5 protein-coding genes are annotated in these 12,414 nt (G+C 47.3%); 1 reads left to right on the top strand and 4 read right to left on the bottom strand.

Features of this window, described 5'->3' with window-relative positions; translation table 11 throughout:
* Positions 1-8 precede the first annotated feature (8 nt).
* A complete protein-coding gene (locus FHS17_RS17580; RefSeq protein WP_167280058.1) occupies positions 9-1,502 on the bottom strand; it encodes a spore germination protein in 1,494 nt (497 codons plus the stop codon).
* A gap of 131 nt (positions 1,503-1,633) precedes the next feature.
* On the bottom strand, positions 1,634-2,533 hold the full coding sequence (gene gltC, locus FHS17_RS17575) for a glutamate biosynthesis transcriptional regulator GltC (RefSeq protein ID WP_167279733.1): 900 nt from the start codon (positions 2,531-2,533) through the stop codon (positions 1,634-1,636).
* Between the two features lie 151 nt (positions 2,534-2,684).
* On the opposite strand from gltC, the gene gdhA reads away from it, so the two are divergent.
* Complete coding sequence (gene gdhA, locus FHS17_RS17570; protein ID WP_167279732.1) at positions 2,685-4,064, top strand: NADP-specific glutamate dehydrogenase; 1,380 nt, start codon at positions 2,685-2,687, stop codon at positions 4,062-4,064.
* 502 nt (positions 4,065-4,566) lie between these two features.
* Here the strand turns inward: gdhA and FHS17_RS17565 are convergent.
* Both FHS17_RS17565 and FHS17_RS17560 read right to left on the bottom strand, forming a co-directional pair.
* Positions 4,567-5,688, bottom strand: coding sequence for a HupE/UreJ family protein (locus FHS17_RS17565; protein ID WP_167279731.1), 1,122 nt, complete (start codon positions 5,686-5,688; stop codon positions 4,567-4,569).
* A gap of 102 nt (positions 5,689-5,790) precedes the next feature.
* The gene (locus FHS17_RS17560; protein ID WP_167279730.1) at positions 5,791-12,387 is read right to left on the bottom strand and encodes an S-layer homology domain-containing protein; all 6,597 of its coding nucleotides are present in this window, start codon (positions 12,385-12,387) and stop codon (positions 5,791-5,793) included.
* Between the last annotated feature and the right edge of the window lie 27 nt (positions 12,388-12,414).

Genomic DNA, 12,414 nt, shown 5'->3' with positions numbered 1-12,414 from the left:
TTCTTAAGTCATTCTCTATCCAGATCGTTCTTTCTCTTTACCTTCCCAGGCTTGTATTTGACGGAAGACTCAGGTCTTAAATAGCTCGGCCGCTTGTTAGAAAACTGATACGACGGACGTATAAAGCTGTCTTTGAGGTCCCGAACTCTTAGAGGATGAATGGGTACGAGATACGGCATACCTAATGAGGTCAGACGGGTAAGGTGGACAAGCAGAAAGCCAATCCCGATAAACAGTCCAAGGGCTCCCCAGATCGATGAGGCGAAAATCATCGGGAAGCGCAAAAACCTGATCGCATTTGACATCTTATAGATTGGTGTAGCAAACGAGGCCAGCGCCGAGAAGGCCACGATAATAACCAGAATATTACTTGTCAAACCGGCTAAAACCGTAGCTTGACCAATTACGATACCGCCTACGATACCTAAGGTCTGACCAATCTTTGTTGGAAGCCTGGCACCGGCCTCCCGGAGAAATTCAATCGTAATCTCCAGAAAAAGCACTTCAAGGAGCGGCGGAAAAGGGACATTTCTTCTGGAGAATATTAACGGCTCGAGCAAATCCCTCGGAATGACTTCATAGTGAAACGTCGTGATGGCGATATACATGGAGGTTGCAAATAAGGAGAAAATAACGCCAAAAATACGAATCATTCTGAAAAAGGAGCCTAAAATCCAGGGCAAATAGTAATCTTCAGGCGACAGGAAGAAATCAAACAAGGTAGAAGGACCCGTGATGAAATAAGGTGATCCATCGCTAACAACCGCAACTTGTCCGGTAATGAGTGCATATACAACCCGGTCTCGGCGTTCCGTAGACAAAAACAAAGGAAACGGTGTCAGGGAGTTGTCCGAGATGAACTGATCTAATTGGGAAGTATCGAATATAACGTCATAGTCGATTTGCTCCATCCTTTGCTGTACCGTTTGAACGTTTTGCTTATTGGTCACTCCATCAATATAAATAATGGCCACTCTTGTTTTGGAAGTCCTGCCAACCAGGATTTCTTTGACAACCAAAGTTGGAATGTTGATTTGCGCTCGTAACAAGCCAATGTTTGTGTCAATACTCTCTACGAAACCTACCTTGGGTCCAACAACGCTAAATTCATTTTCGGTATCATTGTTTTTTCTAAGTCCTTCTATACTAGCCAATTGGATCAAAGCATACTTGCAAACCTCTTTATCGAGTGCCGCAATTGCGCAGCCTTTCAACAGCTTGGCTTGAATACTTTCAACCTGACCCGTCATTTCTATATCCTCAATCGGAATCCAAGTTTTTAAGTCCTCAAGCTGCCTGAAATCTAAATCCAGCGCACGTTCCTGCAAGGGAAGAATGACATGGGACTGAAGCAGCTTCTCATCAATCAAGGTTTTGAAATAAGAGATGCTCAGCTGTTTGTCGCCAATACTGAGCTGGATCGTTTTAAAATCGCTGGACTGCTTCAATTGCTTTAGGAATTGGGCAATATCCCTGGGTTCTGTTTTCTGATTGTCAGCCATGTCATTCCCTCGAATCGCATTATAGGTAAATGTATTTTTTACCATAGCCGCCTCAATTATTCTCGTCAGCAGATTAGATTGTGCCGATTGAAAAACAAAAAAACTCCTTGATATCAAGGAGTTTTGAATATTTATAGTTTATAATCCGGTGTATAAAATTCTTCAAGAAACTGATAGAACAATTGCTCCGTCGGAAGCAGTTTACGCTGTGTTGGACAGATGATACCGATGCTTCTTGTCACAGCCGGATTCGCTATCGGAATTTTTACCGTTGATTGCGGGATGCTCTCCACCAAGGTAACTTCAGGCATAAGTGCTATTCCAAGTCCTGCTGACACTAACCCTTTTAACGCATCAATATCATCACCTTCAAAGGCAATATGAGGCGTAAATCCGAGTTCACTGCAGGCATTCATTACAATTTTCCGGAAGATAGTCCCTTCAGGCAGTGTGACAAAGGATTCATCCTTTATCTCCGACAACTGAATGCTTGACCGATGAGCGAGTGGATGATGAATAGGCAGAAGCGTCACAATCCGTTCTGTAAACAGAATCTTCTGCTTAATATGCTTATCTTCACTCGGCAGCGGGGCAATCATAGCCAGATTAAATTCACCTTCAATGACACCGTCAACTAAATCAGCATAGAGGGCTTGTCTCATCTGAAATTTAGCTTCTGGATACCGTTTTCGAAAAGCATAAATGGCCTTAGGCAATACATGAGCCGCCAAGCTGATCGGAAAAGCAATGCGAACGACTCCTTTTTCCGGATCCAGATATTCCTTCACTTCTCTTTCAGCCTCGCTCATCATATTCATCATCTGCTCTACGCGCTGCAGGAAGATCTTCCCTATCGGAGTCAGCTTTACTCTCCGCCCGTTACGAATAAACAGATCTACCCCTAATTCACTTTCCAATTGGGCTAATTGTCTGCTGACTGAGGATTGTGCAACATGAAGAACATTCGCGGCTTCTGTGACATGTTCTCTTCTTGCAACTTCCATAAAGTATCTCATTTGTCTAAATTCCACTAAAATCCACGATCCTTTATGCGTAAAACGCATCAACTTTATCTTATCTGAATATTGTTGCGATTAAATATTTGATATTAATATTAAACTACTAAATCAAAAAAGAAAAATGAATATGTCTCATACATCTATATTAGGGAGTGTTGTCTTCATGAGTATCGTACAGGAAGTGGAACAAGCAAACACAGGAATTGCACACGACTATATCGACCAGCTATTTGAAACGGTTCAAAAACGTAATCCGGGCGAAACTGAATTTCATCAAGCTGTAAAAGAAGTATTCCTCTCCTTGATCCCAGTACTGTCCCAGAATCCGAAATATATCGAGCACGCCGTTCTTGATCGTTTGGTTGAGCCGGATCGGTTAATTTCGTTTAGAGTACCTTGGACTGACGACAATGGCAACGTTAAAGTGAACCGTGGTTTCCGTGTTCAATTCAACAACGCCATCGGCCCTTATAAAGGCGGCTTACGCTTCCACCCTTCTGTAAACGCTAGTATCATCAAATTCCTCGGATTCGAGCAAATCTTCAAAAACTCGTTGACAGGGCAAGCAATTGGCGGCGGTAAAGGTGGAGCCGACTTTGATCCAAAAGGAAAATCAGATCTTGAAATTATGCGCTTCTGCCAAAGCTTTATGACTGAGCTCAGCAAACATATCGGTCCGGATACTGACGTTCCAGCGGGTGATATCGGTGTTGGTGCTAGAGAAATCGGCTACATGTTTGGACAATACAAAAAGCTGGTTGGCGCATATGAAGCAGGTGTTCTGACAGGTAAAGGACTCGGTTACGGCGGAAGCCTTGCTCGTAAAGAAGCTACTGGTTATGGCTGCGTCTACTTTGTTGATGAGATGCTCAAAAGCAAAGGACACAGCTTCAATAGAAGCACCGTTGTTGTATCTGGTTCAGGCAACGTATCGATCTATGCGATGGAGAAAGCGCTCCAATTGGGCGCAAAAGTCGTAGCTTGCAGTGATTCCAGTGGTTACATTTATCATGAAGCCGGCATTAACCTCGATACAGTTAAACGTTTGAAAGAGGTAGAGAACCGCAGAATTAAAGACTACGTACTTGAGCATACCGATGCTATTTACGTAGAAGGCTGCTCTGGCATCTGGACAATTGCTTGTGATATTGCTCTGCCATGTGCAACACAAAACGAAATCGACAAAGAATCTGCTGAGATTCTTGTAAGCAATGGTGTCAAAGCCGTTGGTGAAGGTGCAAATATGCCTTCCACATTGGAAGCAATCGATGTGTTCCTCGACAACAAAGTCCTCTTCGCTCCAGCGAAAGCGGCAAATGCAGGCGGGGTTTCTGTTTCCGCTTTGGAAATGGCTCAAAACAGCCAAAGACTGTCTTGGACATTCGAAGAAGTTGATGCTAAGCTGCACCAGATTATGCATAGCATTTATATCGAAAGCGTAAAAGCTTCCGAAGTATACGGCGTTCCTGGCAACCTGGTTATCGGTGCTAACATCGCCGGATTTGTTAAAGTCGCGGATGCGATGATTGCTCAAGGCGTATAGATATATAAATTGCAAAAACCTCTTCTCCGTAAATCGGGAGAAGAGGTTTTTTGTATGTAAATCCATACAATCAGACCATTGTTTGATGTTGAAGCCCATTTCCTTGCCATAACAACGACTTGTGGATGCTTGTACGGAGGATCTTCTGCCTGCGTGTTTCGTCTGAATCCGTGTAAAAAAAAGCATCGCCGGCGATGCTGAGCAAAGCCTCCTTCGCTGCTTGGGATGCATGTTGCTCGTGCTGTATAAGGTAATGACAGATCTGATAACAATAGTTCTCATACCGCCGCAATATAGAGATCTTAACATGCCGATCCATAGAGAAACTTTCTCCCTTCTCCTCCAGTACAATCTATACAATAGGATAGGAAAAATTATTTAATTAAAAATGGGGGAAAACATTAAGTTTTTCTTAAATGGGAGAGTTTAGTTAAAAAAAAGCTCCCTTACAGCAACAGGGTTATTATACCTGCCTACCATAGGGGAGCTATCGATTCATAACTTAGCCTGTGATAATCCGTGTTACAAACCAATATAGTCCGATTACAGCAACGAACGAAGAGGCTGCATAATTAGCATACTTGTAAGCTTTGTAGCGGCCAACCCAAATGAGCAGCGGAAGCAGTATGGCCAGAATGGCTAATTGGCCGATTTCGACGCCTACGTTAAACGAAAATAGGGTTAATAGGAAACGGTCACTCATCGCTCCACGCAGCACCTCGGCGAAGCCAAAGCCATGGATCAGACCAAAGCCCATGGCAATGATCCAGCGGCGCTTCACCTTTTTGAGCCAAATATTTTCCACCGCCACATAGGCGATACTTAGCGCAATGACTGGCTCGACGAATGCTGGGGGCAAATTCACGACCTCAAGGGCCGAGAGCGCGATCGTCAAGCTGTGTCCAATCGTAAAGGCTGTAAGCACCTTCACATAATCCCGTTTGCGCTGCTTCGCGATGACAAGCGCCGCAATGAAGAGCAGATGATCGATCCCGCTCAAAATATGCTCGACACCAATCCGTATATACTCCCACATCGACATGAGCCAGTTCGGCACCTCGACCGTCGTTTTAGACGAATCCCCTGCCGATGCGCCGAGCATCTCGGTTACCGTCCTGTTGCCGCTGTTAAACACAATATCCTTGGAAGAGCCCGCTTCACGGATGGTCGCGAAGTTCTGATGTGACGGATCGGTATCAAAGAAAAAGTTGTAGTTGATCATATACTCAGAAGCACCACTCGGGAGCTCATATGTAAGCTTCATGAACAAGCATAAGCCGTTGTTTCTATTTTTTGTTGCAATTTCTCCGATCTTTGGCTCTAGAGTTTCACCGCCTGCCTTTAAGACAAGCGAATCCGCGATCAGAGGACGTAAATCTTCTTCCGTCCACGACACTTCTCCTTCTTCCGGAGAAGATTTGTCTGGATCGATAATGAACACTCCGCTAGAACGCATATCCATCCACTGAGACACTTCTGTAATATCCAAGTACAAATCGTATTCAAGCTGCCCGTCATTCACGTTGATGTCGGAATATCCATATGTGTTCATATGCGCGTACGCATGCGGAACAATGCCGAACAAGAATAGACAGACGGCCAAAATTGCAGTCGCCTTTTTCATGAGATTCACAAGCCTCCTTGGACAAGCGATAACGGTTGGTAAAACCCGAGCCAGCGCTAAGAAGACTGGATCCCCCTGCGCCGGCTCGGCGAAAACTACCCGTTATTTCAATTGTTCCAATATTTCGTAGATTACTTTGGCACTTTCCAAACGAGTTGCATTCGCTTGTGGAGCGAATTGCCCGTTGTCGCGGCCAGTCATGATACCAAGCGCGTTCGCTTTATCGATCGCTTCTTGTGCCCAAGCGCTGATCTTGCCGGCATCCTTGTACGAAACACCGCCTGATTCTGCGACAGCGGTACCTTTCTTGTACTCGAGAGCACGAATGATCAGGACAGCCATTTCTTCGCGGCTGATTCGTTTGTTCGGCTCGAAGCTGTCAGCCGTGATGCCTGTTACGATACCCGCCTGAACGGCAGCCCCTACAGCATCTGCATACCAGCTTCCTGCTTTAACGTCCTTGAACTTCGAAGCTGTTGATGCAGAATCAGTAAGACCAAGCGCTCTTGCGAGCAAGGTTACGAATTCCGCGCGTGTCGTAGGCTGGTTGGCGCCAAACTTGTTATCGCTGATGCCATTTACGATACCCCGGAACGAAAGCTCCTGTACGTAATCGTAAGCCCAATTGCTTGAAGACACGTCACTGTAAGGCTTGTTATATTCCATAACGATATACTTGCCCGGTTGATCAACAGACGCTGTAAAGCTGCCATTCTTATATTCGCCGCCGATCCAGACGGCATTGCCGCTCTCGTCGATACGGTAAATACCCGCGAGCTTGACGTTGTTAATCGAATCTGCCTTTAATTCAATCTTGACCGGACTTGGCAGCGTGCCAATAGTTGTCAGACTGCCGGATTTGTTACGTTCGCTGAATGAAAGCTGCAAGGCAGCACCTTTCGCATTCATGTTGGCCTTCCGTTCCACTCCTGCGGACTCTTCTGCTTGATCAATCGACGTCTGCGCGATTTGGTCCAGCTTAACGACCAACTCACTTCCATCGCCCAGCTTGCCGCCGAGAGACTGCAGAACCGCACCAGGAATGATGACTACACCGTTGTGATCGGTTTCGATTGTCACATCGCGGCTGCCAATTTTGGCAAGTGTATCTCCGCTAAGTGCAATCGCGCTGGCTCCTGTTGCAGGCTTCAATGTAACATCTCCCGTTGCAGGGATCGCATTTGGAGAAATAACAGTTACATCCGTACTTGGGACAGGATTCGAAGGAGTGGTTGGATTTGTTGGCGTCGTCGGAGGTACGGACGTGCTGCCGGTCGAGAAGCTCCAAATATTTGATGTCGCCCTGTCCCCGTTTTTATCAGTAGCAATCGCATACCAATTATAGACCGTGTTGCCTGAGCGAGCCGGCCAGCTTGCTGTTGCGGTGCCGCCGCTTGCCACATTGGTCTGGCTGCCAATCTCCTTACTTCCGTACACATTCACTCCGATAAAATCAGTGGCAACCTGCTTACTCGGATCTTGTGTTTTGTAAGGCAATAAAAAGTCGTCTTTGCCTTCTTCCTCGAAGAAGTTGCTGTCATTCATATAAGCCGAGTAAGTCGAGACATGGATTTGGTTAGCAGCCAGATTGAACTCCAGGAATCTCATGTAGCCTTGTCCGCCTTGCGGGCCGGATTGGTAATCCGCCAGCATCTCGATAACGACGCGATCACTGTTGTCAACATGCTTAACGTTATAGGCAACGCCATGCAAGTGTCCGCAAAGCACCATACGAACATTGTCATTCTTCGCTACAATTTCGTTCCAGATCATCTCGCCTTGACCGGAATAAGCACCAGTCGGAGAGATGTACTCGTGGGTACCGATGATCACGTAGCGATCCGGATACTTCTTAAGCACCTCGTTTGCCCATTCCACCGTGTTGTCCTGAATGTTCCAGCCAAGGTACATGATCAGAAAATCTTGGCCCTTAACTGAAATCAAGTCATAATGGTCACGGTTGTTGTTCAGGTCGTCGCCATAATACGGCTGGTCCTTAAAACGTTCGCGGCCAAAATACTTCCAATACTCCGTGTAATTGGATTCGTCATGATTGACGTCATGGTTGCCGGTTACGACGCCATATGGAACGCCGGCATCCTCCAGACGCTTCATGCTGTCGCTGGCAACCTTCCACTCATCCGGACGGTTAAAGTCATCGACCAAGTCGCCGGTATGAATGAGATAGGAAATTTTCTTCTCGTCCTTCATGTCCGCCACGTATTTCATTTCTTTGTCGTAAATTTCCGGATATGAATCGGAGTAATATTGCGTGTCACTCGCCCATGCGAAGCTGAAGTCGACTCCGTCTTCGGCAGCCGGTACGAGATCCTGTACTAGCACGTGAATCGTCTTATCTTTTACCATGTCTGCAACGCTGACTGTCGCCTTCAGTTCGAAGTCTTCAGCTCCAACGCCCGATGTGGCTCTTACCCATTTGTTCGTGTTGTAGTTCCAAGTATATAACGTTACTTGACGATCCGGCAGTGAATGTCCATTCCAGATAACTTCGACATTCGCCATATCGACAGGCTCTTGATCGAGCTTGAAGTCATAGCGCTGATAAGGGAACAGGCCATTCGCGTCTGTGACAAAATAAGTTCCATCAACACTCTTGACCTGATTGATCGCTTCTGCAGAGACAGCCGTTTCGCCGGCTGGACTCAGCTCGAGTGGAGGTTCACGGTCTGTCGAATTGGAGAAGCCTTCGATATCTGTGCGATTGCTATAGTTATAACGGTATGCCTCATGGAAGCTGACATCCATCGCATCTCCGTTTGGATCACTTACTTTTACACTAAGCTGTGCATTTGTTCCAACATTCGTTGCGTTATCCGCTGGCATTGGCTCAAAGGAATGACTTGGTATCTCGCTGCCGACGCTGAACGTTGCGGAGCGAACGACCTCATTACCAGCCTTATCTGTTACCGTAACGCGGAACACATGGTCGCCGGCAGACAGCTCAGATGCTTTTACTTGAGTCGGCAGTGTCACGGCTGCGCCGTCCAAGGTTGCCGTCGTCGAGCCAATACCGGAGGTCGCATCCGTTGCTTTAACATTCAGCGAAATATTGCCGCTGTACGTTTCGCCATCTTTAATCGAGAACTCGTCGAACACCGGGAGTGTGTTATCGACGATTGCGGATACGCTTGCCTTCGTTCCCGCTTCCGCGTCGGACACCTCGAATGTGTGCTCGCCATCAGACAGCGTTTTCGTGTCAAGCTCCGAAGCTGCGCTGTAGAACAGCGCTTCAGGCAGGTTAACGGTAAGCTCAAGATATTCGAAGTATCCGGAGCTGTCGCCGACCTTTTGTCTTTTTGCCGGATCGACCGCCGTAAATTGGTCTTTGTCGAGCACCTTGCCTCTAGCCGTTACAGCTGCTTGCTCGCCATTGCTGAGTAAAAGCTTGATGTTCTCAATTTTATAGTCATCGTTATTGCCTTCCTTGCCTAGTGGATCAAGCTTGTTACCTGCCGTCACGAGCAGCACGTTATTACCTGGCTTCAGCAGACTCTTTGGTACCGTTGCGACATGAGGAGCTAAGTAGGTCACGTTAGGGAACGTGGATACCAGTTGTCCATTTACGTAAAGGCCATCATTAAAGCTCTTCTCCATATTGTCAGCATTAAACGTCAGATAAGCATCATCATTTAAGGCTTTCTCACTTGTGAGGGTCTGTCCGTCTACCTTCAAACTTAACGTGCGTCCTGCATCAAGGGCATTTCCTTGAATGCGGGTACTGCCTTTCAAGAAGCTGCCCGCAGCAAAATCGAGCCACAGCTTGCTCTTTGGTCCAAACGTCACCTTGTAAAACTCGGCACCACCGTCCGTCGAACGAGATACATTCTGGCCGTCCGTCGCTTCGATGAAATACTCGACCGAGCCTGCTCCGAGAATTTTATCCATCGCTATTGTGCCGCTATATTCATTTGAATTAGTCGACGAGCGAAGCAGGTTAGCTTCCTGGTAAGCGGAATCGCCTGTTCTTTTGAATAAGAGCGTCGCCCGATCCACTTTAACGTCGTCGGTAATGCTTGCTGTAACGGTCAAGCTGCCAAAAGGCTGGTTGCCTGATGGAGCTGTATAGGAGATTACCGGCTTTACAGTATCCTCGGGAATCTCAGCGGTTATTTCAGGCACCTGTCCTTCGACAATTACGCCCGGCGTAGCCGTTTGACCAGCGGAGCGCTCGAACATCCGATTCAGGAACTGCGGGTTCGGATCTCCTTTCGGATATTCGTATACCACACTTTTCCCATCATCGTTCACTTCATCCTTAGCAACGTTATACCAAGCCTGTGATATCGCGCCGCCCCAATGGCCGACCCAATCCGCCGCATCCGGAGCGATTAGGATACGTCCCTCACTGGTATTGTCCATCCCGATCGAGTAAAGAGATGTCACTTGCGTGCTGGTTAGGTTCACGGTTGAACCCGTAACCGAACTCCAATGTGTATTAAAATCTGCCAGCGACTTGTCCAGACTCAAGTCGGACTTCACCCAGATGACAGCTGTTTGCTTCGAAGGCAGAATAAAGTCCTCCGTCAAATCCCACTTAATGGTGGCGCCATGGGAGAATTCGTAGTAGATCGTATAGTCCTTTAAATTAACGCTGCGATCCGTGTTGTTGTACATTTCGATGTACTCATACATATCGCTGCCCTTATCATCTGGCACGAGCTCCGTGATGAGAAGTGAAGGTGCAGCATCCGTAACCGAGTGGAACACCTTAATTTCATAGGGATCGCCGGAGAAAGGACTCTTTCTCGTATGAATACCGTCAGTTGCCTCGATATAGTAATAGAGGTACTCGGCTTCTGCATCAAATGCTTCCTTTGGAATGACGGCGTTATAGCGGTCTTCTGCTCCCGCGGTCATATTAACGGAGGTGTAATCCGTATCCTTATCCGTCTTGAAGTAAAGCTTCGCGCCTTGAATAGCGCCAGCCGCACTCGTAATAACGGCGGAGATCGGAAGATCCTTCTCCAAAGTAGAGCCCGCTGCCAGTGCATGCTCGATATGAGGTGAAAGCTGATCAGCAACCAAAGAACCTGGAGTTGGGGCTACCTTGCTTCCTACCTTCTCCATAAGCTTAGTCGTTTGGCCATCCACCTTATAGATGACAGAAGTATTGTTCAAATCATCGCAATTGGTCGCCGCATCAGCCGGGCAACCGTCATTGTACTTCGCAGATACGACCGTTTCGACCGCTTCACCGGTCTTCTTCACGATCGATATCGTGTGCTCATTCGCGTTGATAAGATTTCCGGACGGATGATTAAAAGAGACAATGTCACTGTCTATAAGCGACACATTGTAGGCTCCGTTAAACTTGTCCAGCGAGCCGTTCTGTTCGTCACTGTAATAAGCACGTACGACCATCGTCTGGTTTGGCTGGATGGTCTTACTATCTTTGAACGTCCACTCGTACGCTAATGTTGAACCATTAAAATACTGGATTTGGTAGTCTTGCAGTGCGATTGGCTCACTGCTGTTGTTGTAAATTTCGAAGTATTCCCATGCGTTCACATCCCCGCTTCCGATATTCGGGGTATTGAACACGATTTCGGAAATGAGCAGAACTGGGGGCTGCTCAGGCAGACCAGGTTCCTCAGGCTGCTCCTGCTGTGCGATCTGCAGCTCGTAGAAGCTGTCGGCCGCTGACGGACTTCTTGTCGTACCTGCCGAGTTCACAGCTTCGATATAGTAGTCGACCTTGCTTGTACCTTGCATCGCGTTTTCCGGGATTACGCCGGTAAGTGTATTTAGGCCGTCCTTAACGCTGATCGGGACGGATGTATAAGCAGATTCTTCCGCTTTTTTATAATAGAGCTTCGCAGAAAGCAAAGTACCATCGCTGCTCACGTCAGCTGTTACGGAATAATCTTGCGGCTGGATCGGTGCCGTCTGTGGAACGTGGTTCAATACAGGAGGTGTCGTCGATGGAACACCTGTATCCGCAACCGGCTGACCTGTAACCAGGCTTCCCGGCGTTGGTGCTTGCTTTGATGCCAGCTTCGTCATCACGGTTGTGCCAGAAAGTGGATTATAAGCAAATACGATGCTTTTTCCATTGCTGTCGTCGATGTTGTTGGAGGAGTTGATCAACGGTGCTCCAGTCAAATCAACGTCATTATATCTCGCAGATACAACCGTTTCGTTGTTCGCTGACCGTTTTACCGTTATTGTCTGCGTACCCGTGTTCGGGAGGTTGCCTCCACTGGACTGATCCATATAGGTGACTTGAGTCTCGGGGAGCTCGGTATGGTAAACCGAATTAAACGACGCAAGCGTGTCATGGTCTGCTGCTGTCGCAGGATCGGTGGCATTACTTTGCCCTTTTACAACAATCGTCTGATGAGGCTCAAGCATACGGCCAGCTTCAATGGGATAATCATAATGAGCGCCGCCGTTATAACTGTCGCGAGTAATAAAGTAATCATTGAGTGAAATCGCAGAGCCGCTGTTATTGTACAGCTCAACATATTCCCAAGCGTTATCGTCAGTACCACTACCGCCCGGAGGCGTATAGTTTGGAGAGTTTGCTACAATTTCCGTAATCAATAACTCCGGTTCGAGCTGCAATGCCTCTGCATTAACCGTTCCAGACGCGCCGATCGGCAAGCCTGTTACGATAAGTACTGCCGTCATCGTTCCCGCGATGAACCGCCTCCGCACTTGTTTGAACAACCTGTTCATTCCTCACACTCCCGCTTCTATCAAGAT

Origin of the sequence: Paenibacillus lupini (assembly GCF_011761355.1) — a bacterium.
Classification (GTDB): domain Bacteria; phylum Bacillota; class Bacilli; order Paenibacillales; family Paenibacillaceae; genus Pristimantibacillus; species Pristimantibacillus lupini.
This window is presented reverse-complemented; position numbering and strand designations above follow the sequence as displayed.